The sequence below is a fragment of the Streptomyces sp. NPDC001220 genome (assembly GCF_053597895.1).
The window spans coordinates 220,585-242,039 of the sequence record NZ_JBSFJE010000002.1; the positions used below are offsets into that span (position 1 = coordinate 220,585).

General features: G+C 69.6%; 15 protein-coding genes and 2 tRNA genes. 2 read left to right on the forward strand and 15 right to left on the reverse strand.

Translation table 11 applies throughout. The annotated features are described in order from the left end of the window. Positions 1–139 precede the first annotated feature (139 nt). The 10 genes from rodA to ACWDGI_RS05615 form a co-directional block, all read right to left on the reverse strand. Complete coding sequence (gene rodA, locus ACWDGI_RS05570; protein ID WP_450755641.1) at positions 140–1,339, reverse strand: rod shape-determining protein RodA; 1,200 nt, start codon at positions 1,337–1,339, stop codon at positions 140–142. A 28-nt stretch (positions 1,340–1,367) separates the two neighbouring features. Beyond that, complete coding sequence (mrdA, locus tag ACWDGI_RS05575) at positions 1,368–3,617, reverse strand: penicillin-binding protein 2 (protein ID WP_450755643.1); 2,250 nt, start codon at positions 3,615–3,617, stop codon at positions 1,368–1,370. A gap of 94 nt (positions 3,618–3,711) precedes the next feature. After that, complete coding sequence (mreD, locus tag ACWDGI_RS05580; protein ID WP_450755645.1) at positions 3,712–4,389, reverse strand: rod shape-determining protein MreD; 678 nt, start codon at positions 4,387–4,389, stop codon at positions 3,712–3,714. A gap of 15 nt (positions 4,390–4,404) precedes the next feature. After that, positions 4,405–5,415 carry a rod shape-determining protein MreC gene (gene mreC, locus ACWDGI_RS05585; protein ID WP_450755647.1) on the reverse strand — a complete coding sequence of 337 codons (1,011 nt, stop codon included), beginning with the start codon at positions 5,413–5,415 and terminating at the stop codon, positions 4,405–4,407. 162 nt (positions 5,416–5,577) lie between these two features. Then, positions 5,578–6,597 carry a rod shape-determining protein gene (locus ACWDGI_RS05590; protein WP_004931372.1) on the reverse strand — a complete coding sequence of 340 codons (1,020 nt, stop codon included), beginning with the start codon at positions 6,595–6,597 and terminating at the stop codon, positions 5,578–5,580. Between the two features lie 340 nt (positions 6,598–6,937). Then, complete coding sequence (ndk, locus tag ACWDGI_RS05595; protein WP_450755649.1) at positions 6,938–7,351, reverse strand: nucleoside-diphosphate kinase; 414 nt, start codon at positions 7,349–7,351, stop codon at positions 6,938–6,940. 150 nt (positions 7,352–7,501) lie between these two features. Beyond that, entirely contained in the window at positions 7,502–7,858 is a 357-nt protein-coding gene (locus ACWDGI_RS05600) for a DUF4233 domain-containing protein (protein WP_450755651.1), read from the reverse strand. 2 nt (positions 7,859–7,860) lie between these two features. Then, positions 7,861–9,375, reverse strand: coding sequence for a bifunctional tetrahydrofolate synthase/dihydrofolate synthase (gene folC / locus ACWDGI_RS05605; protein ID WP_450755653.1), 1,515 nt, complete (start codon positions 9,373–9,375; stop codon positions 7,861–7,863). A 399-nt stretch (positions 9,376–9,774) separates the two neighbouring features. Beyond that, on the reverse strand, positions 9,775–12,219 hold the full coding sequence (locus tag ACWDGI_RS05610; protein ID WP_450755655.1) for a SpoIIE family protein phosphatase: 2,445 nt from the start codon (positions 12,217–12,219) through the stop codon (positions 9,775–9,777). Between the two features lie 166 nt (positions 12,220–12,385). Then, the gene (locus ACWDGI_RS05615; RefSeq protein WP_450755657.1) at positions 12,386–15,016 is read right to left on the reverse strand and encodes a valine--tRNA ligase; all 2,631 of its coding nucleotides are present in this window, start codon (positions 15,014–15,016) and stop codon (positions 12,386–12,388) included. A gap of 137 nt (positions 15,017–15,153) precedes the next feature. Here ACWDGI_RS05615 and ACWDGI_RS05620 point away from each other — a divergent pair, with 137 nt between their 5' ends. Next, a complete protein-coding gene (locus tag ACWDGI_RS05620) occupies positions 15,154–16,122 on the forward strand; it encodes a hypothetical protein (RefSeq protein ID WP_450755659.1) in 969 nt (322 codons plus the stop codon). 81 nt (positions 16,123–16,203) lie between these two features. On the opposite strand, the gene clpX is transcribed toward ACWDGI_RS05620, so the two are convergent. The 5 genes from clpX to ACWDGI_RS05645 form a co-directional block, all read right to left on the reverse strand. Further along, positions 16,204–17,490, reverse strand: coding sequence for an ATP-dependent Clp protease ATP-binding subunit ClpX (clpX, locus tag ACWDGI_RS05625; protein ID WP_351319384.1), 1,287 nt, complete (start codon positions 17,488–17,490; stop codon positions 16,204–16,206). Positions 17,491–17,679: 189 nt separating this feature from the next. Continuing rightward, positions 17,680–18,345: an ATP-dependent Clp protease proteolytic subunit gene (locus tag ACWDGI_RS05630; RefSeq protein ID WP_450755661.1), complete on the reverse strand. Its 666-nt coding sequence runs from the start codon at positions 18,343–18,345 to the stop codon at positions 17,680–17,682. 70 nt (positions 18,346–18,415) lie between these two features. Next, positions 18,416–19,021 carry an ATP-dependent Clp protease proteolytic subunit gene (locus tag ACWDGI_RS05635; protein WP_362723412.1) on the reverse strand — a complete coding sequence of 202 codons (606 nt, stop codon included), beginning with the start codon at positions 19,019–19,021 and terminating at the stop codon, positions 18,416–18,418. 311 nt (positions 19,022–19,332) lie between these two features. Further along, on the reverse strand, positions 19,333–20,730 hold the full coding sequence (gene tig, locus ACWDGI_RS05640) for a trigger factor (protein WP_450755663.1): 1,398 nt from the start codon (positions 20,728–20,730) through the stop codon (positions 19,333–19,335). Positions 20,731–20,917: 187 nt separating this feature from the next. Further along, a tRNA-Pro gene (locus ACWDGI_RS05645) sits at positions 20,918–20,994 on the reverse strand. Between the two features lie 163 nt (positions 20,995–21,157). On the opposite strand from ACWDGI_RS05645, the gene ACWDGI_RS05650 reads away from it, so the two are divergent. Next, positions 21,158–21,228: transfer RNA gene (locus tag ACWDGI_RS05650), tRNA-Gly, on the forward strand. Positions 21,229–21,455 lie beyond the last annotated feature (227 nt).

Genomic DNA, 21,455 nt, shown 5'->3' on the forward strand with positions numbered 1-21,455 from the left:
TCTAGTGGCCATCGCGGCACAGGGACAGCGGGCGCGGAGGTGAATCGGAGGAAAAGCCTGAATGAGGGTGAGGTGAACACATCGGAAACGACATGCGCACCTCACCCTTGGGTGTCCGGCTACGCCGGCATCGGTCCCGTTACGCCGACATCGGGCGCTGCACCCTGATCGACTGCAGCAGTCCCACCGCCACCCACACCGCGAACATCGACGAGCCGCCGTACGACACGAACGGCAGCGGCAGGCCGGTGACCGGCATGATGCCGAGGGTCATGCCGATGTTCTCGAACGCCTGGAACGCGAACCAGGCCACGATGCCCGCCGCCACGACCGTGCCGTACAGCTCGGTCGTCTCGCGGGCGATCCGGCAGGCGCGCCACAGGACGACGCCGAGGAGCACGATGATCAGGCCCGCGCCGGCGAAGCCCAGCTCCTCCCCGGCCACCGTGAAGACGAAGTCGGTCTGCTGTTCGGGGACGAACTGGCCGGTGGTCTGCGAGCCGTGGAAGAGGCCCGCGCCGGTCAGGCCGCCGGAGCCGATGGCGATCCGGGCCTGGTTGGTGTTGTAGCCGACGCCCGCGGGATCGAGGTCGGGGTTGGCGAAGGCGGCGAAGCGGTTGATCTGGTACTCGTCCAGGATGTGCAGCTGCCAGACCGCGATCGCGCCCAGCAGACCGGTCGCCAGCAGGCCGAAGATCCAGCGGTTGGAGGCGCCGGAGGCCAGCAGCACGGCCAGGATGATGATGACCATGACCATGACGGAGCCGAGGTCGGGCATCAGGAGCACGATCAGGATCGGTACCGAGGCCAGGCCCAGGGCCTGCAGGACCGTGCGGTGGTCGGGGTACTTCTTGTCGCCGGCGTCGACCCGGGCCGCCAGTATCATCGCCATCCCCAGGATGATGGTGATCTTGACGAACTCGGACGGCTGGAGCGAGAAGCCGCCGCCGAGCACGATCCAGGAGTGCGCGCCGTTGACGGTGGAGCCCAGCGGGGTGAGCACGGCGAGGATGCCGAGCAGCGACAGGCCGTAGAGGATCGGCACCGCGTTGCGCAGCTGGCGGTGGCCGATCCAGACCGTGCCGATCATCAGGGCGAGCCCGATGCCGGTGTTCATCAGGTGCCGGAACAGGAAGTAGTACTGGTCGCCCTGGTTGATCTCGGTGCGGTTGCGGGTCGCCGAGAACACCAGCAGCGAGCCCAGCAGGGACAGCGCCAGGGCTGCCATCAGCATCGGCCAGTCCAGGCGGCGCGCCAGCGAGTCACGGGCGAAGACCCGGGTCCAGCCGGCCCGCGCGGGACCGTATCCGGAGACGGAGAAGCTGTTGGCTCCGGTCATGCCGGGAACCTCCCGCCACGAACGCTCGTCACGTCAGCATCCTCCGGCTTCCCCTCTTCCGTGCCCGCCTGCGGGTGTTGCGGTTGCCCGTCGACGGCGAGGCGGTGGTGGCCGGGGTCTGCCGGCCGTCGTCGGCCTTGTCGCCCTGCTGGCTCGCCTGGAAGTCCTTCGCCGGGTCCTTGGAGATCTTCGGGGAGGCGATGGTGCCGTCCGTGCGGACCTTGGGCAGGCCCTGCTGCGGGGTGTAGAGCAGCGCCTTGTTCTTGTCGATGGAGCCGTCGGCACCGACGCCGTACAGGGCGCTGTAGATATTGCGGACCGCCTCACCGGAGGCACCGGAACCGGTACCGGCCTGGGCGATGGTCATGATGACCGTGTAGTCCTTGCTGTAGGTGGCCAGCCACGACGTGGTCTGCTTGCCGTAGACCTCGGCGGTACCGGTCTTGCCGTGCAGGGCGATCTTGTCCTGCGGCCAGCCGCCGAACTTCCAGGCGGCGGTACCGCGGGTGATGACGCCCGCGAAGGCGTCGTCCATGCCCTTGAGGGTGGCCTGGCTGACGGGCAGCTTGCGCACCGCCTTGGGCTTGATCTCCTGGACGGACTTGCCGTCGGCACTGACGACGGCCTTGCCGATGGTCGGCTGGTACTCGGTGCCGCCGTTGGCCACCGCGCCGTAGATCATCGCCTCCTGGATCGGCGTGACGAGGGTGTCGCCCTGGCCGATGGAGTAGTTGATCTCGTCGCCCTCGCGCATCTTGTTGCCTTCGAGGCAGTTCTCGTACTCGATCTTCTCGACGTAGGTGCCGTCCTTCTTGCCGGACTTGCACCAGGCGTCCTTGTTGGCCTTCCAGTAGTCGAGCTTCCACTGGCGGTCGGGGACCCGGCCGGTGACCTCGTTGGGGAGGTCGACGCCGGTCTCCTTGCCGAGGCCGAACTGGTGGGCGGTCTTGAAGAACCAGTCCTTGGGCTCGCCCTTCTTCGGGTTGATGCCGCCGTCCCTCTTCCACTCGCGGTCGGCGAGGCCGTAGAAGACGGTGTCGCAGGACACCTCCAGGGCCCGGCCGAGCGAGATCGGGCCGAAGTTCTCGCCCTCGAAGTTCTTGAAGACCTGGCCGCCCACCGAGTACGAACTCGTGCAGGGGTAGCCGCCGTCCCACACGTAGCCGGCCTGGACCGCGGCGGCCGTGGAGACCACCTTGAACGTCGAACCGGGCGCCGCCTGACCCTGTATGGCCCTGTTGAGCAGCGGGTAGTCGGAGTTCTTGCCGGTGAGGGCTTTGTAGTCCTTGGCGGAGATGCCGCCGACCCAGACGTTCGGGTCGTAGGTCGGCGCGGAGGCCATGGCGACGATCCGGCCGGTCTTGGCCTCCATCACGACGACGGCACCGGAGTCGGCCTTGTAGTTCTCGCTGGTGATCTTGTCGTACTGCTGGCGGGCTGCCTTCATCGCCTTGTCCAGCTCGTACTCGGCGACCCGCTGGACGCGGGAGTCGATGCTGGTGACCAGGTTGGAACCGGGTTCGGCGGCGTCCGACTTGGCCTTGCCGATGACCCTGCCGAGGTTGTCCACCTCGTAGCGGGTGACGCCGGCCTTGCCGCGCAGTTCCTTGTCGTACTCGCGCTCCAGGCCGGAGCGGCCGACCATGTCCGAACGCAGGTAGGGCGAGCTGGTGTTCTGGGCCTGCTGGATCTCGTCGTCGGTGACCGGGGAGAGGTAGCCGAGGACCTGGGAGGTGTTGGCCTTGCCGGGGGCCGGGTAGCGGCGTACGGCCTCGGGTTCGGCGGTGATGCCGGGGAAGTCCTCGGCGCGCTCGCGGATCTGCAGGGCCTGCTTGGCGGTGGCCTCGTCGGTGATCGGGATCGGCTGGTAGGGGGAGCCGTTCCAGCAGGGCTGCGGGGTCTTGGAGTCGCAGAGGCGGACCTTCTGCATGACCTCGGTGGGGCTCATCCCGAGGACGCCGGCGAGCTTGGTGAGGACCGCCTTGCCGTCGTCCGCCTGCTTGAGCAGGTCGGTACGGGAGGCGGAGACGACCAGCCGGGTCTCGTTGTCCGCGATGGGGACTCCGCGCGCGTCCAGGATCGAACCGCGGACGGCGGGCTCGACGACCTGCTGGACGTGGTTGCCGGAGGCTTCCTTCTGGTACTCGGCGCCCTCACGGATCTGCAGGTACCACAGGCGGCCACCGAGGGTGCCGAGCAGGGAGAGGACCAGGATCTGGATGACGACGAGACGGATCTGGACCCGTGGGGTCCGTCCGGTCTCGGGAATGTTGGTCACTGGGTTGCCTCCCCCTCTCAGTGATGTACGTATGTGTCATATACGACGAAGCTGTGGGCCGCGTCGCCGGGTCGCCGGGTGAACTCCCCCGCGCTCACAGGCGCTTGACCCCCTTGATGCGGCCGACGCGGACGTTGCGGGTGCGGGCCCTGGCCCGCAGGGAGCCGAGACCGCCACGCTGGCCGCCGATGCGCAGACCGGTCCCGGAGGAGAGCCAGCCGGAGGAGATGTCGCCCGCCTTGGTGCCGGAGTTGGCCTCCGTCAGCGGGTCGCTGTCGGCGCGGCGGGCCAGCCACATGATGCCGGGGACCACGAACGGGGCGAGCAGCAGGTCGTAGAGGGCGGCGCTGATCAGCAGGCTGGTCATGCCGACGTGCCGGGCGGCGGTGTCGCCGACGAGGGCGCCGACACCCGCGTACAGCAGGGTGGAGCCGACGGCGGCGGCGACCACGACGAGCATCGGCCCGGTCGCGGACTTCAGCCGGCCGTTCTCCGGCTTGATGAGGCCGGCGAAGTAGCCGACGACGCACAGCACCAGGGCGTAACGCCCGGCCGCGTGGTCGGCGGGCGGGGCGAGGTCGGCGAGGAGTCCGGCGCCGAAGCCGACGAGGGCGCCGCCCACATGGCCGTACACCATGGCGAGGCCGAGGACCGTGAGCAGCATCAGGTCGGGGACGGCGCCCGGGAGATGGAGGCGGGCGAGGACGCTCACCTGGATCACCAGGGCGACGACGACCAGGGCGGAGGAGAGCAGGATCCGGTTGACACGCATGAAGGGATTCAGCTCCTACCGCTGCTGCTGGTCGTTGGTGGCGGTCTCGTTCGTGCCGGAGGTCGTGCCCGGGTCGGTACCCGAGTTCGTGCCCGAGTCCGATCCCGTGTTCGCGCTCGCGGACGGGGTGACCGTGACGGTCACCGTCGGGGTCGGCGTCGGCTTCGGCTTGGCCGGGAGCACCTCGTCGCGCGGGTCCTTCTTGGGTGCCTCGACGACCACGCCGACGATGTCGAGCTTGGTGAAGGACACGAACGGCGTGACGTACAGGGTGCGGGTGAGGCCGCCGTTGGACGGGTCGACGCTGGAGACCGTGCCGACCGGGACGCCGGGCACGAAGGGCCGGTCGGCCTGGGAGCCGAAGGTGACGAGCCGGTCGCCCTTCTTCACCTCGGCCTTGCCGTTGAGGAGTTCGACGCGCAGCGGGCGGTCGCCCTGCCCGGAGGCGAAGCCGAGTTCGTCGCTGCCCTCCATGCGGGTGCCGACGGTGAAGTCGGGGTCGTTGGCGAGCAGCACGGTGGAGGCGTCCGGGCCGACGGTGGTGACGCGGCCGACCAGGCCGTTGCCGTTCAGCACGGTCATGTCCCGCTTGATGCCGTCGTTGGCGCCGACGTCGATGGTGATGGTCCAGGAGAAGCCCTGCGCCGACCCTATGGCGATGACCTGGGCGCCCTTGATGCCGTACTGGCCCTCGCCGGCCATCTTCAGCATCTTGTCGAGCTGGTTGAGACGGCTGCGGTTACGGTCGTCGCTGCCGAGCTTCGCCTTGAGGGTCGCGTTCTGCTTCTCCAGCCGGGCCAGGCGGTCGTGCCGTCCGCCGGAGTCGCGGACGGCGGAGACGGCGTTGCCCACCGGGTCCACCACCGTCGACATGCCGTTCTCGATCGGGCCGAAGACCGCGGCCGCGGCCTGCCGGGCGCCGTCGACCGGCGAGTTCCTGCCACCTCGGATGTCCACCGTGATCAGCGCGAACGCGATGGCGATCAGCAGCACCAGGAGCAGCCGGCTCTCTTTCGTGTCCCTCACGTGCGGCGGCCGTGCCTTCCTCGATAGGAACTTGCGGGAGCTTGTTTTGTTGGTCGGGGGGAAGTCGGGGGGCGGAGCTCGTTCTTGCGAGCCTATGCCTCCATATCAACGATCCGCCGCACGAGAGGGGATCATCTCGTACGGCGGAATCGAAGAGTCACGTCATCTGCGCGGCTGGGCGTCCAGGACCTGCTGGAGCGCCTCGAATTCCTCGACGCACTTGCCGGAGCCGAGCGCCACGCTGTCCAGCGGGTCCTCGGCGATGTGGATCGGCATGCCGGTCTCCCGGCGCAGCCGCTCGTCCAGACCGCGCAGCAGGGCTCCGCCGCCGGTCAGAACGATTCCCCTGTCCATGATGTCACCGGACAGCTCCGGCGGGCACTTGTCCAACGTGGTCTTGACGGCGTCCACGATCGCGTTGACGGGTTCCTCGATCGCCTTGCGGACCTCGGCGGCCGAGATGACCACGGTCTTCGGCAGCCCGGACACCAGGTCCCGGCCGCGGATTTCGGTGTGCTCGTCGGCGTCCAGGTCGTACGCGGAACCGATCGTGATCTTGATCTGCTCCGCCGTCCGCTCACCGAGAAGGAGGCTGTACTCCTTCTTGATGTGCTGGATGATCGCGTTGTCCAGTTCGTCGCCCGCGACGCGGATCGACTGGGCGGTGACGATGCCGCCCAGCGAGATGACCGCGACCTCCGTGGTGCCGCCGCCGATGTCCACCACCATGTTGCCCGTGGCCTCGTGGACCGGCAGGCCGGAGCCGATGGCTGCGGCCATGGGCTCCTCGATGATGTGCACCTGGCGGGCACCGGCCTGCGACGACGCCTCGATCACCGCGCGGCGCTCGACCCCGGTGATACCGGAGGGCACGCACACGACGACCCGCGGCCGCGCCAGGTAGCGCCGCTTGTGGATCTTCAGGATGAAGTAGCGGAGCATCCGCTCGGTGATCTCGAAGTCGGCGATCACGCCGTCCTTCAGCGGCCGTACGGCGACGATGTTGCCGGGCGTGCGCCCGATCATCTTCTTCGCTTCCGCGCCGACCGCGAGAATTCCACCGGTGTTCGTATTGATCGCGACAACGGACGGCTCGTTGAGTACGATCCCGCGACCCCTGACGTACACCAGCGTGTTGGCGGTCCCGAGGTCGACAGCCATGTCACGGCCGATGAACGACATTGAGTTCCCCATCAGGATTCGTCTGGCCTTCCCGGGAGCTTTTGAGGGCATTTCAGGTCGGCGAAGTGGGTGCTGTGACGTGAAGGCTTACATCGTAGACGCGCCTGCACGAACACTGCGCGAGGGTCTTCGCCATTGTCATCACGTACAGGGCCGCCTCGCTTGTGGAGACGGTCCGACGGGGGCACTCGTTCCCCCGATCGGCACGCATATGCCGAGGGACGGTCGAAATCATTCGACCGTCCCAGGCCAGACGGAGTAGTGGACTGACACCCCGTCAGAAAAATCTACGGAAACTCTACGGGGCCCCGCCTCACGGAATCGGGCGCGGCCACGGGAGTCAGGCGCGGCCCGGGAAGAAGATCTTGATCTCGCGTTCGGCGGACTCCTCGGAGTCGGACGCGTGGATCAGGTTCTCGCGGACGATCACCCCGAAGTCGCCGCGGATCGAGCCCGGCGCGGCGGCGATCGGGTCGGTGGGGCCGGCCAGTGCGCGGACGCCCTCGATGACCCGCTCGCCCTCGACGATCAGGGCGACGACCGGGCCGGAGGCCATGAACTCGACCAGCGGCTCGTAGAACGGCTTGCCGACGTGCTCGGCGTAGTGCTGCTCCAGCGTCGCCCGCTCCAGGGAGCGCAGCTCCAGCGCGGTGATCCGCCAGTCGGCCTTGCGCTCGATACGGCCGATGATCTCGCCGGTCAGGCCGCGACGGACGGCGTCGGGCTTGAGCAGGACGAGGGTGCGCTGAGTCACGTGAGGGCTCCTTCGCGGTACTTACGTGTGCGGTGAGGAGAGGCTACAGGGCTGGTCCGGGCGTTCGTCACGCAGTGTCAGTAGGGCCGGTCACCGGCGGCCGGGGGCTGCCGCCCCCGGACCCCCGCTCCGGCCTGAACGGCCTCGCCCTCAGACGCCGGACGGGCTGTTCTCGGTGCTCTCCGCCGCGAAGCGGGCCTTCGCCTCGTCGATCTTCCTGCCGTAGTGCACCGACGCCCACCACAGGGCCGCGAAGACCGCGCCCAGGAAGTACATCGTCGGCACGAAGACGCCGGAGCCGATCAGCGCGATCTGCAGGGCCCAGCCGAGGACGATGCCGCCGGGGCGGGTGATCACACCGCACAGGGCCACGCAGAAGACCATCGCGATGCCGCTGACCAGCCACACCGTGGCGGTGGACAGGTCGGGGTCCTTCATGGCGACCAGCGCGGCGAAGCCGATGACGAAGAACTCGCCGATCAGGGTGGAGGAGCAGAGCGTCCGCATGGTCAGGACCTCCCCAGCAGCAGGCGGGCCTCGCCGACCGTGATGACCGAGCCGGTGACCAGCACCCCCGCGCCCGCGAACTCGCCCTCCTCCTCCGCCAGCGTGATCGCGGCCTCCAGGGCGTCCGGCAGCCGTGGCTCGACCTGGACGCGGTCCTCGCCGAACACCTCGACGGCGATCGCGGCCAGTTCGTCCGCGTCCATCGCGCGATGGGTGGAGTTCTGGGTGATCACGACCTCGGCGAAGATCGGCTCGAAGGCCTCCAGGAGGCCCCGGACGTTCTTGTCGCCGCTCGCCCCGACCACGCCGATCAGCCGGCTGAAGTCGAAGGCCTCACCGACCGCCTCGGCGGTGGCGCGGGCGCCGGCCGGGTTGTGCGCGGCGTCCAGGACGACGGTGGGAGAGCTCCGTACGACTTCGAGCCGGCCCGGTGAGGTGACCGCCGCGAAGGCCTTGCGGACCGTGTCGATGGCGAGGGGCTCCGGGCGCTGGGCGCCGACGCCGAAGAACGCCTCCACGGCGGCCAGCGCGACGGCCGCGTTGTGGGCCTGGTAGGGGCCGTGCAGGGGGAGGAAGATCTGGTCGTACTCGCCGCCGAGGCCGCGCAGGGTGAGCAGCTGGCCGCCGACGGCGACCTGGCGGGCGACCACGCCGAACTCCAGGCCCTCGCGGGCCACCGTGGCGTCCACCTCGACGGCCTTCTTCAGCAGCACCTGGGCCGCGTCCACCGGCTGCTGGGCCAGGATCACGGTGGCGTCCTGCTTGATGATCCCGGCCTTCTCGCCGGCGATCTCGGCGGTGGTCTCGCCGAGCCGGTCGGTGTGGTCGAGGTCGATGGGGGTGACGACGGCGACGTCACCGTCGATCACGTTGGTGGCGTCCCAGGAGCCGCCCATGCCGACCTCGACGACGGCGACGTCGACGGGGGCGTCCGCGAAGGCCGCGTACGCCATGCCGGTGAGCACCTCGAAGAAGGAGAGCCGGTACTCATGCCGGGAGTCGACCATCTCGACGTAGGGCTTGATGTCCTGGTACGTCTCGATGAACCGCTCGGCGGAGATCGGGGCGCCGTCGAGGCTGATGCGCTCGGTGATCGACTGCACGTGGGGGCTGGTGTAGCGGCCGGTGCGCAGGTCGAAGGCGCCGAGCAGGGCCTCGACCATGCGGGCGGTGGACGTCTTGCCGTTGGTGCCGGTGATGTGGATCGAGGGGTACGCCCGCTGGGGCTCGCCCAGGACGTCCATGAGGGCGGTGATCCGGGTGACCGACGGCTCCAGCTTGGTCTCGCCCCAGCGGGTGGCCAGCTCCGCCTCGACCTCGCGCAGGGCCCGGTCGACCTCGGGGTCCTCGGGGCGGCCCGGGACGTCGGCCTGCGCCGGACCGCCCTGGGTACGCAGGGTCCGGCTGCCGGCCTCGATCACCGCGAGATCGGGGTCGCGTTCCGTCTCGGCCTCGACGATGTCGTCGAAGTTCTCGTCGAAGCTGTCATGGGGGTCGCGCGGGGGCAGATCACTCACGGCACCAGTCTACGGAGCCCGGCACCGGCCCGGCGGCCCAGGAGGGCCCGACGGCCTCGGAAGGCGAGGAAGACCAGGAAGGCCCGGCGCACTCGGAAGCTCTGGCGGCTCGGCGGGCTCGGTTGGGCTCGGAAGCTCCGGTGGGCTCGGAAGGCCCGGCGGACTCGGCGGGCTCGGGGAGCTCGGACAGTCCGGAAGGCCCGGCGGCCTTGGAAGGTCCGGCGGGCTCAGAAGGCTCGGCGGACTCGGAAGGCTCGCTCGGGGAGCTCGGGGAGCTCGGGGAGCTCGGACGGTCCGGCGGGCCCGGCGGCCTCGGCGGGCTCGGACGGTCCGGAAGGCCCGGCGGGTCCGGAAGCTCCGGTGGGATCGGAAGGTCCGGGGAATCGGAGGCTCGGTGGGCTAGGTGGGATCGGTGGGGGGCAGGGCCTGTTCGCACCAGATGGTCTTGCCGGCGGCGGTCTGCCGGGTGCCCCAGCGCTGGGTGAGCTGGGCGACCAGCAGCAGGCCGCGGCCGCCCTCGTCGAAGACCCGGGCCCGCCGCAGGTGGGGGGCGGTGCTGCTGCCGTCGGAGACCTCGCAGATCAGCATCGCGGTGTCCCGGATGAGCCGCAGCTGGATCGGGGAGCCGCCGTAGCGGATGGCGTTGGTGACCAGCTCGCTGACCACCAGTTCGGTGGTGAACGTCAGGTCCTCCAGCTGCCAGGCGCCGAGCTGGTCGGTGGTCAGCGTCCGGGCCCGGGCGACGTGCTCGGGGTCCGCGGGGACCTCCCAGGTGGCCACCCGGTCGCAGGGCAGGGCATGGGTGCGGGCGAGCAGCAGGGCGACGTCGTCCGCCTGTTCGCCGGTGCGCAGCGTCGCCATGACGCGGTCGCAGGTGGCCTCCAGCGACTCCCCGGGCGTCGCCAGCGCACGCCGGAGCCGTTCGAGGCCCTGGCTCAGGTCGAGGTTGCGGGAGTGCACCAGGCCGTTGCTGAACAGCGCGAGGGTGGTGCCCCCGGCGAGGTCCAGCTCGGTCGTCTCGAACGGCAGTTCGCCGAGCCCGAGGGGTGGTCCGGCCTGGCCGGGGGCCTTCTCCACCGCGCCCTCCGGGGTGATCACGAAGGGCAGCGGATGGCCCGCGCTGGCGAGGGAGCAGCGCCGCGAGATCGGGTCGTAGACGGCGTACAGGCAGGTCGAACCCACCTCTCCGGCCGGTTCCGAGGCGCCGTCGTCGAGGTGGAGGACGAGGTCGTCGAGATGGGTGAGGAGTTCCTCGGGCGGCAGGTCGACGTCGGCGAGGGTACGGACCGCCGTGCGCAGCCGGCCCATGGTGGCCGAGGCCTGGATGCCGTGGCCGACGACGTCCCCGACGACCAGGGCCACCCGGGTGCCCGACAGCGGGATCACGTCGAGCCAGTCGCCCCCGACCCCGGCCCGGGTGCCGGTCGGCAGGTAGCGGTAGGCGATGTCGACGGTCGGCCGGGCGGGCAGGTCGTGCGGCAGCAGGCTGTGCTGGAGGGCCAGCGCGGTCCCGCGCTCCCGGCTGTAGCGCCGCGCGTTGTCGATGGCGGCCGCGGTCTTCGCGGCCAGTTCCTCGGCGTCGGACAGGTCGTCCTTCTCGAACGGCGGGGAGTCCCGGGTCCGCCAGAAGGCGATCACCCCCATCGGGACGCCCTGCGCCGACAGCGGCGCGGTGATCAACGAGCCCATGCCGTAGGCGAGCAGCCGGTCCGCGCACCGGGTGTCGGCGGCCCAGCCCGCCGGAGCGGTGCGCAGGTCGGAGTGGAGGGCCGGGCCGGTGCCGGGGGCGACCCGGCAGGGTGCGGCCGGTGTGCCGACCGGGTCCAGCGGCGACCCGTCGCGGATGCCGCCCCGGGCGATCCGCTGCAGGCCCGCGCCGTCGTCGTCCGCGGGCTCCCCGCCGGTCAGGACGGCCGCCGCCAGGTCGACGGTGACGTGGTCGGCGAAGCGGGGGACGGCGACCCGGACGAGTTCGTCGGCGGTCCGCCGCACGTCGAGGGTGGTGCCCACGGCCGTACCGGCGTCGTAGAGCAGTCTGAGCCGCCGGTGGCTCTTCTCCAGGGAGGCGGCCATGCTGTTGAACGCCGTCTCCAGCTGTCCGATCTCCCGTCTGCCGGAGGGCGGCACCCGTGCGCTGAGGTCACCGGCGGCGAGCCGGGTGGCGGTGACGGCCATTCTGCGCACCGGCCAGACGATCACCCGGGTCACGTAGGCCCCGTAGCCGACGATCATCAGGACCGCCCCGAACACGCCGATGGACGCCCCGATGGCGAGCCGGTCCATCCGGTGCTCGATGGCGTGCTCCTGCTTGTCGATGCCGACGCGCTCGCCGCCCAGGTAGTCCCTGAGCCGGCTGCGCAGCTCCTCGACCCGTTGCCTGCCGTCCCGCGTGCGTGCCGTGCTGCTCGCGGCGGGATCGCCGCGCCGGACCGCGTCGACGAGCGGGACCGAGTAGTCGTCGATGAAGGACTGCCCGGACTGCCGGATCTGCTGGGCGAGCCGCCGCTGGTCGGGGGACGAGCTGACGTCCACGAGCCGCTGTGCCTGCACGGGGAACGCGTCGCGTGCGGCCCGCCAGGGCTTGAGGAACTCGTCCTGCCGGGTGATGACGTAGCCCAGCTGCCCGCCCTCCATGTCGAGCACGACCTTCTGGACCGCCCCGGCCTGGTCCAGTGCCGGCCGGCCTGCACGGGCGGTCTGCACGGAGCCGCGCGCGTCCTGGATCGCCCACACCAGCATCAGGAAGACGAGGCCGATGAGTACGGCGAGCAGGGCGCCCGTGACAGCCGTCAGGGGAACCAGTCCCCTGTGCGGAGGTGTCTTCGTTCGGCCCCTGCGCAGCATGCGGGCGTTCCCTCCGCCACGAAGCATCAAAACGGAACATTCAGGTCATGTTCCTACTTTTGGATTGTAGGGCGGTGACCGTTCCGCGCTTGATGACGGAAGAAATACGCGCAGGCGCCCGGCGGCCCGCGGAACGGGCTGCCGGACGCCTGCGGGGACGTGCGGGTCAGGCCTGCGGAAGGCGGTCCAGCTGGGTCTGGATGCGGGCGATGTCCTCGTCCGCCTTGGCCAGCCGGCCGCGGATCTTGTCCACCACGTTGTCCGGGGCCTTCGCCAGGAACGCCTCGTTGCCCAGCTTGGCCGTCGCCTGGGCCTTCTCCTTCTCGGCGGCCGCGAGGTCCTTGGCGAGGCGCTTGCGCTCCGCCGCGACGTCGATCGTGCCGGAGAGGTCGAGGGCGACCGTGGCGCCGGCGACCGGGAGGGTGGCCGTGGCCGCGAAGGCGTCGCCCTCCGGCTGGAGGCGCAGCAGCTGGCGGATGGCCGCCTCGTGCGGGGCGAGCGCCGTGCCGTCGAGGGTGAGGCGTGCCGGGACCCGCTGGCCGGGCTGCAGGCCCTGGTCGGCGCGGAAGCGGCGGACCTCGGTGATGACGGACTGGAGGCTCTCGATCTCCCGCTCGGCCGCGTCGTCGCGGAAGCCGCTGTCGGACGGCCAGTCGGCGACGACGACCGACTCGCCGCCGGTCAGCGTCGTCCACAGGGTGTCCGTGACGAACGGGACGACCGGGTGGAGCAGTTTCAGGGTGACGTCGAGGACCTCGCCGAGGACCCGCTGGGAGACCTCGGCGCCCCGGCCGCCCGCCTGGAACGTCGTCTTGGACAGCTCGACGTACCAGTCGAAGACCTCGTCCCACGCGAAGTGGTAGAGGGCGTCGGACAGCTTCGCGAACTGGAAGTCGTCGTAGAACGCGTCGACTTCGGCGACCGTCTTGTTGAGGCGGGACAGGATCCAGCGGTCCGTCGCCGACATCTCGGACGCGTCCGGGAGCGGGCCCTCGACGGTCGCGCCGTTCATCAGGGCGAAGCGGGTCGCGTTCCAGATCTTGTTGGCGAAGTTGCGGGAGGCCTGGACCCAGTCCTCGCCGATCGGGACGTCGGTGCCGGGGTTGGCGCCGCGGGCCAGGGTGAAGCGGACGGCGTCGGAGCCGTACTTGTCCATCCAGTCGAGCGGGTCGACGACGTTGCCGAAGGACTTCGACATCTTCTTGCCGCGCTCGTCACGGACCAGGCCGGTCAGCGCGATGGTGCGGAAGGGGACCTCGCCGTCCATCGCGTAGAGACCGAACATCATCATCCGGGCGACCCAGAAGAAGATGATGTCGTGGCCGGTCAGCAGGACGTCGGTCGGGTAGAACTTCCGCAGGTCCGCGGTCTGTTCGGGCCAGCCGAGGGTGGAGAACGGCCACAGGCCCGAGGAGAACCAGGTGTCCAGGACGTCGGTGTCCTGCTTCCAGCCCTCCGCCTCGGTGCCGGGCGGCTGCTCGTCGGGGCCGACGCAGACGACCTCGCCGCCGGGGCCGTACCAGACCGGGATCCGGTGGCCCCACCACAGCTGGCGCGAGATGCACCAGTCGTGCATGTTGTCGACCCAGTCGAAGTACCGCTTCGACATGTCCTCGGGGTGGATCCTGACCCGCCCGTCGCGGACCGCGTCTCCGGCCGCCTTCGCCAGCGGGCCGACCTTGACCCACCACTGCATGGACAGCCGCGGCTCGATGGTCGTGCTGCAGCGCGAGCAGTGGCCGACGCTGTGGGCGTACGGCCGCTTCTCGGCGACGATCCGGCCCTGCGAGCGCAGCGCCGCGACGATCGCGGAACGCGCCTCGAAGCGGTCCAGGCCCTCGAAGGGACCGTGGACCGTGATGACGGCCCGCTCGTCCATCACGGTGATGGACTCGAGGTCGTGCCGCTGGCCGATCGCGAAGTCGTTCGGGTCGTGGGCCGGGGTGACCTTGACGGCACCCGTGCCGAACTCCGGGTCGACGTGCGTGTCCGCGACGACGGGGATCGTGCGGTCGGTCAGCGGGAGCTTGATGCGCCTGCCGACCAGGTGCCGGTACCGCTCGTCGTCGGGGTGGACGGCGACGGCCGTGTCACCGAGCATCGTCTCCGCGCGGGTGGTGGCGACGACCAGCGTCTCGTCCCCCTCGCCGTACTTGATGGAGACCAGCTCGCCGTCGTCCTCCTGGTACTCCACCTCGATGTCCGAGATGGCCGTCAGACAGCGCGGGCACCAGTTGATGATGCGTTCGGCGCGGTAGATCAGCTCGTCTTCGTAGAGCTTCTTGAAGATGGTCTGGACGGCCTTGGACAGGCCCTCGTCCATGGTGAAGCGCTCACGGTCCCAGTCGACGCCGTCGCCGAGCCGGCGCATCTGGCCGAGGATCTTGCCGCCGTACTCTTCCTTCCACTGCCAGACGCGCTCGACGAACGTCTCGCGGCCGAGGTCCTGGCGGGACTTGCCCTCCTCGGCGAGCTGCTGCTCGACCTTGTTCTGGGTGGCGATACCGGCGTGGTCCATGCCGGGCAGCCAGAGCGCCTCGAAGCCCTGCATGCGCTTGCGGCGGGTCAGCGCGTCCATCAGCGTGTGCTGGAAGGCGTGGCCCAGGTGCAGGGAGCCGGTGACGTTCGGCGGCGGGATGACGATGGTGTACGCGGGCTTGTCGCTCTTGGCGTCGGCCGCGAAGTAACCCCGCTCCACCCAGCGCTCGTACAGCGGCCCCTCTACATCGGCCGGCGCGTACTGGGTCGGCAGTTCGGTGCTGGGCGCTGTGGGCTGCTGCTGAGCATTCTCGGTCACGGGGCTCAGTTTAGGGGTGTCCCGGCGCTGTCCCGAAACGCGTTTGTTCTGTAACGGTGGGCACCCGCGTGCCGTGCGTCCCCTGTGGCTGAGCCAGGATGTCAGGAACACATAAGCATCTGGAGGGGAACCCAGAGATGAGCTACAACCAGCCGGGCCCGTACGGAGGGCCGCCGCAGCAGCCGGGACCGTACGGACAGCAGCCGGGTCCGTACGGCCAGCCGCCGCAGGCGCCCCAGCCCGGCTACGGCTACCCCCAGCAGGCCCCGCCGCAGCCGCCGCAGCCGGGCTACGGCTACCCGCCCCAGGGCGTCCCTCCCGTCCCGCCGCAGCAGAACCCGTACGGCCAGCAGCAGCCGCCCTACGGCCAGCCTCCGTACGGCCAGCAGCCCTACGGCGTTCCGCAGCCGCCGGCTCCGGGCGGCGGCCGGAAGAAGACGGGCCTGGTCATCGGCGCGGTGGCGGTGGTGGCGGCCGTGGCGGTGGGCGCGTACTTCGTGCTCGCCGGGGGCGGGAGCGGCGGGCTCAAGGACGACGGGCCGCACAAGCTCACCGCGCCGGCCTCGCTGCTGTCCGCCAAGTACAAGCGGGTGGGCGACCCCAGCGAGGAGAAGGCGAGTTCGAGTGACGCCAAGGACTTCGCCAAGTCCGGTGTCACCGACGCCACTTCTGTCACCGCGATCTACTCGACCGTAGACCTGGGGTCCCTCGACGCCACGGACCCGACGGACCTGGCGAAGGCGCAGACCGCCGAGAACCTCACCCTGTTCGGGGTCTACGGCTCGGTGAAGGACCCGCAGGCCGCGCTGGACGCCACCTTCGCGCAGATGAAGAAGGAGGGCACCTCCGACGACGACAGCGTGAAGCTGGTCGGCGACGCGCAGTCGGTGTCCCCCGCCGGGCTGGACGGCGCGGTGATGAAGTGCCAGCAGGCGCAGGGCAAGAGCCAGCTCACCGGCAAGCAGCAGACGGCGTACCTGTGCATCTGGGCGGACTACAGCACGATCGGCATGGTGGAGCCGACGACGGGTGTGAAGACGTACAGCGTCGACGAGTCGGCGAAGCTCGCCGCCGAGGTCCGCGCGCAGGCGCGCGTCGCCAAGTAGACCCGTACGACGTGCGAACGGTGTGAACGCCGAAGCGCCGGGCTCCTCCGAGGAGGGCCCGGCGCTTCGGTGTTGACGTGGTTACGCCGACTTCTGCTCGCCCGCGCCCCGGCCGCGCGCGTCGCGCGGGATCAGGGTCGGGTTGACGTTGGAGTGGACGACGTCGGCCGTGATGACGACGCGGGCCACGTCCTTGCGGGACGGCACCTCGTACATCACCGACATGAGGACCTCCTCCATGATGGCGCGCAGGCCGCGCGCGCCGGTCTGGCGGAGGATCGCCTGGTCGGCGATGGCCTCCAGGGCCTCGCGCTCGAAGTCCAGCTCCACGCCGTCGAGTTCGAAGAGGCGCTGGTACTGCTTCACCAGCGCGTTGCGCGGCTCGATCAGGATCTGGAGCAGGGCCTCGCGGTCCAGGTTGTGGACCGAGGTGATGACGGGCAGCCGGCCGATGAACTCGGGGATCATGCCGAACTTCACCAGGTCCTCGGGCATGACGTCCTCGAACTGGTCCTTGGACTGCAGCTCCCGCTTGGAGCGGATCGTCGCGCCGAAGCCGATGCCCTTGGCACCCGCCCGGGACTCGATGATCTTCTCCAGGCCCGCGAACGCACCGCCCACGATGAACAGCACGTTCGTCGTGTCGATCTGGATGAACTCCTGGTGCGGGTGCTTGCGGCCGCCCTGCGGCGGGACGGAGGCCGTGGTCCCTTCGAGGATCTTGAGAAGGGCCTGCTGCACACCCTCGCCGGAGACGTCTCGCGTGATCGAAGGATTTTCGCTCTTACGGGCTACCTTGTCGATCTCGTCGATGTAGATGATCCCGGTCTCGGCCTTCTTGACGTCGTAGTCGGCCGCCTGGATCAGCTTGAGGAGGATGTTCTCGACGTCCTCGCCCACATAGCCCGCCTCCGTCAGCGCGGTCGCGTCGGCGATCGCGAACGGGACGTTCAGCATGCGGGCCAGGGTCTGCGCCAGGAGCGTCTTGCCGGAGCCCGTGGGGCCCAGCAGCAGGATGTTGGACTTCGCCAACTCGATGGCGTCCTCGCGGCTTTGGCCGCCGCCGTTCTCACCGGCCTGGACCCGCTTGTAGTGGTTGTACACCGCGACCGAGAGGGCCTTCTTGGCGGCCTCCTGGCCGACCACGTAGCCCTCCAGGAACTCGTAGATCTCGCGGGGCTTGGGGAGTTCCTCCCAGCGCACCTCGCTCGTCTCGGCGAGTTCCTCCTCGATGATCTCGTTGCAGAGGTCGATGCACTCGTCGCAGATGTACACACCGGGCCCTGCGATGAGCTTCTTGACCTGCTTCTGGCTCTTGCCGCAGAACGAGCACTTGAGCAGATCGCCGCCGTCACCGATGCGTGCCACGGTGTGCTTCCCCTTCGCCTGGGAGACGCCTGGACTCTTTCGAATCCAGCGGCTCCTGGTGCTGCCTTATGTCGACGGTACCTTGCCGGGCCCCCCGTACGGGCCCCCCTTGGCACGGTTCACTTTGACGTGCACCTTGCCGAGCCCACGGTCAAACCGGGCCAAGGGCGGCAGAGACTACATCCTCTGTCAGCGGACGTCAGCGTTGTTCATCTTCCGGGTGGAGATGATCTGGTCCACGATGCCGTACTCCAGCGCTTCCTCGGCCGTGAGGATCTTGTCGCGCTCGATGTCCTCGCGGACCTGCTCGATCGGCCGGTTGGAGTGCTTGGCCAGCATGGTCTCCAGCTGGTCACGCATCCGCGTGAACTCCTTGGCGATGATCTCCAGGTCGGAGAGCTGGCCACGGCCGGTGGAACCGGCCGGCTGGTGGATCAGCACGCGGGAGTTCGGCAGCGCCATGCGCTTGCCGGGCGTGCCGGCGGCCAGCAGGATGGCCGCGGCGGAGGCCGCCTGGCCCATGCAGACCGTCTGGATGTCGGGCTTCACGAACTGCATCGTGTCGTAGATCGCCGTGAGGGCGGTCATGTCGCCGCCCGGGCTGTTGATGTAGATCGAGATGTCCCGGTCGGGGTCCATCGACTCCAGGCACAGCAGCTGCGCCATGACGTCGTTGGCGGAGGCGTCGTCGATCTGGACGCCGAGGAAGATCACGCGCTCCTCGAAGAGCTTCGCGTACGGGTCGTACTCGCGAATGCCCTGGGAGGTGCGCTCGACGAAGCGCGGGATGACGTAGCGGGCGTCGGGCCGGGGCCCGTCGTAGCGGGCGTCAGCGGCGCCGGGAATGTTGCTCATGAGGGTGTTCACCGTCCTGGTGGCGTTCGGGGGCTGGAGTCTCGGCGGAGCGTGGCGGCCGGGCCTGGTCTCAGGCGCCGGTGCCGCCGCCTCCCGGAACACCGGAGGCATGCGTGATGATCTCGTCAATGAGACCGTACTCCTTGGCCTCTTCCGGGGTGAACCAGCGGTCACGGTCACCGTCGCGGACGATCGCCTCGACGGTCTGGCCGGAGTGCTGCGCGGTCAGCTCGGACATGCGCTTCTTGGTGCGCAGCAGGTACTCGGCCTGGATCTTGATGTCCGAGACGGTACCGCCGAGGCCCGCGGAGCCCTGGTGCATCATGATGTCGGCGTGCGGCAGCGCGAAGCGCTTGCCGGCGGCGCCGCCGGTGAGCAGGAACTGGCCCATCGAGGCCGCCATGCCCATCGCGATGGTCACCACGTCGTTCGGGATGTACTGCATGGTGTCGTAGATCGCCATGCCGGCCGTCACCGAGCCACCGGGGCTGTTGATGTAGAGGTAGATGTCCTTGCCGGGATCGGCCGCCAGCAGCAGCAGCTGCGCGGTGATCTTGTTGGCGATGTCGTCGTCCACCTGCTGACCCAGGAAGATGATCCGCTCGCCGAGCAGCCGGTTGTAGACCTGGTCGCCGAGGCCACCACCGAAGGAAGGCTCGCCGGCGGCGGAGGGCATCAGATTCGTCACGTATCCACCTGCTCGTCTTACGACGGCGCCGGGCCGTCTCACGTTTCCGTAGCCGGGGGCTTGGCTGCCCTCGTACTCATGGACCCTAACGCGATGGTCCCTTCGGGGAATCCCGGTAACAGGGCTGTTCGCCGGGGGCGTAGCGCCGTCCGGGGTGCGTCGTGGGGGCGCGTGCGGGTGCGTGGGGGCCGGTCGCGCGGTTCCCCGCGCCCCTGGGTGGGTCCGCGTGGCGCGTACGACAGAGGGCCCCCGGGACAGTGCCCGGGAGCCCCCTGCAAGCCGTTACGGGCGCCGTGGGCTCAGCCCTCGGACTTCTCCCCGTCGGTGGCGTCCGTGGCGTCCGCGGACTCGGCGGCGGCCTCGGGGGCCTCCGTCTCGTCCTCGTCCTCGTCGTCCAGGTCGACGATCTCGCCGTTGGTGTCCTTCACCGTGGCGGCCTCGACCACGACGGCCAGGGCCTTGCCGCGGGCGACCTCGCCGACCAGGAGCGGGACCTGACCGCCCTCGACGACGGCCTGGGCGAACTGGTCGGGGGACATGCCGGAGGAGGCCGCGCGCCGCATGAGGTGCTCGGTGAGCTCCTCCTGGTTGACGTTCAGCTTCTCGACCTTGACCAGCTCGTCGAGGACGAACTGGGTCTTGATGCCCTTGACCGCGGCTTCCTTGGTCTCGGCCTCGAACTCCTCGGCGGTCTTGCCCTGGATCTCGAGGTACTTCTCCAGGTCGAGGCCCATCTGGCCGAGCTGGTGGTGCTCCAGGTTGTGCTTGCGGGTGTTGATCTCGTCCTCGAGCAGCTTCTCGGGGACGGGCACCTCGACGAGCTCCAGGAGCTTCTCCAGGACGCGCTCCTGGGCCTGGGTGGCCTGGTCGTACGTCTTCATGTTGGCCAGGCGCTTGCGGCTGTCGGCCTTCAGCTCGTCCAGCGTGTCGAACTCGGAGGCGAGCTGCGCGAACTCGTCGTCCAGCTCGGGGAGTTCGCGGGCGGCGACCTGGGTGACCTTGACGGTGACCTCGGCCTCGCGGCCGGCCGCGGAGCCGCCCTTGAGCTCGGAGGTGAAGGTGGCCTCGCCACCGGCCTCCAGGCCCTTCACGGCGTCGTCGATGCCGTCCAGCAGCTCACCGGAGCCGATGGTGTAGGAGACGCCGTCGGCGATGCCGTCCTCGAGCACCTCGCCGTCGACCTTGGCCTCCAGGTCGATGGTGACGACGTCGCCGTCCTGGGCGGCCCGCTCGACCGGGGAGGTGGAGGCGAAGCGCTCACGGAGCTGCTCCACGGACTTCTCGATGTCCTCGTCCGTCACCTCGACGGCGTCGACCTCGACCTCGATACCGGAGTAGTCCGGGATCTCCAGGGCGGGGCGGATGTCGACCTCGGCGGTGAAGTTCAGCGTCTCGCCGTCCTTCAGCTCCGTGATGTCGACCTCGGGCTGGCCCAGCGGGTTGAGCTCGGCCTCGTTGACCGCCTCGGTGTAGAACTTCGGGAGCGCGTCGTTGACGGCCTCCTCCAGCACCGCACCGCGGCCGAACCGCTGGTCGATGACGCGGGCCGGGATCTTGCCCTTGCGGAAGCCCTTCACCGTGACCTGCTGGTTGATCTTCTTGTACGCCGCGTCGAGGCTGTCCTTGAGCTCCTCGAAGGGCACCTCGACAGTGAGCCGAACCCGGGTCGGGTTCAGGGTCTCCACGGCGCTCTTCACGGTTCGGTCTCCTTGTGGCTGACTGCTTGGGTTCTGCCGGGGCCAGAGAGGCACCGGCGGAGTTTCGCCGCCCGGAGGAGTTCGTAGGCCGCCGAGTGGGGGCCGGGACACGCGGGCGCGCAGCTTGCATAGTAACCGCAGCCGCTCAGCGCCCCAAAAGGCGATCAAGACGGACGCCGTCATCAGGTGGTCGGGGTGGCGGGATTTGAACCCACGGCCTTCCGCTCCCAAAGCGGACGCGCTACCAAGCTGCGCCACACCCCGTTTCGGTGCGACACGTAGGGTACATGGCCGGGCAGCCCGCGTCGGCCGCTTTGTTCACCCGCGTCGGCATCCCATCCGTGCAGACCAACACGTTGGCCTACGCGGCGGACGACCCGCTACGATGCCTTCTGTGCCGCGGTCACCGAGCTGCGGCGCGTGTTGTGCGGGCGTAGCTCAATGGTAGAGCCCCAGTCTTCCAAACTGGCTACGCGGGTTCGATTCCCGTCGCCCGCTCTGCGTGGCGAAGGCCCAGGTGAGAGGTTCCGACCTCGTCGCCTGGGCCTTCGGTGCATCCGGGGCCGGGCCGCCGCTCGCCGGACACGCCGACCGCACGGACGGAGCGGACGCCGTACAGGGCGTACGGAATCTACGTCTCGTGCTCCTTCGCTCACGGACCGCGTCCAGGGGGGGCGCGTCCATGGATCAGGTTCTCCGCCGCGCGGGCGCGCCCGCGCGCGCCC

What these genes read in the sequence shown, in the direction of transcription:
- rodA (WP_450755641.1), bottom strand. Translation starts at nt 1,339, where the DNA reads ATGACCGGAGCCAACAGCTTCTCCGTCTCCGGATACGGTCCCGCGCGG.
- mreD (WP_450755645.1), bottom strand. Translation starts at nt 4,389, where the DNA reads ATGCGTGTCAACCGGATCCTGCTCTCCTCCGCCCTGGTCGTCGTCGCC.
- ACWDGI_RS05590 (WP_004931372.1), bottom strand. Translation starts at nt 6,597, where the DNA reads ATGTCGTTCATCGGCCGTGACATGGCTGTCGACCTCGGGACCGCCAAC.
- ACWDGI_RS05600 (WP_450755651.1), bottom strand. Translation starts at nt 7,858, where the DNA reads ATGCGGACGCTCTGCTCCTCCACCCTGATCGGCGAGTTCTTCGTCATC.
- ACWDGI_RS05610 (WP_450755655.1), bottom strand. Translation starts at nt 12,219, where the DNA reads ATGCTGCGCAGGGGCCGAACGAAGACACCTCCGCACAGGGGACTGGTT.
- ACWDGI_RS05620 (WP_450755659.1), top strand. Translation starts at nt 15,154, where the DNA reads ATGAGCTACAACCAGCCGGGCCCGTACGGAGGGCCGCCGCAGCAGCCG.
- ACWDGI_RS05630 (WP_450755661.1), bottom strand. Translation starts at nt 18,345, where the DNA reads ATGAGCAACATTCCCGGCGCCGCTGACGCCCGCTACGACGGGCCCCGG.
- ACWDGI_RS05635 (WP_362723412.1), bottom strand. Translation starts at nt 19,021, where the DNA reads ATGCCCTCCGCCGCCGGCGAGCCTTCCTTCGGTGGTGGCCTCGGCGAC.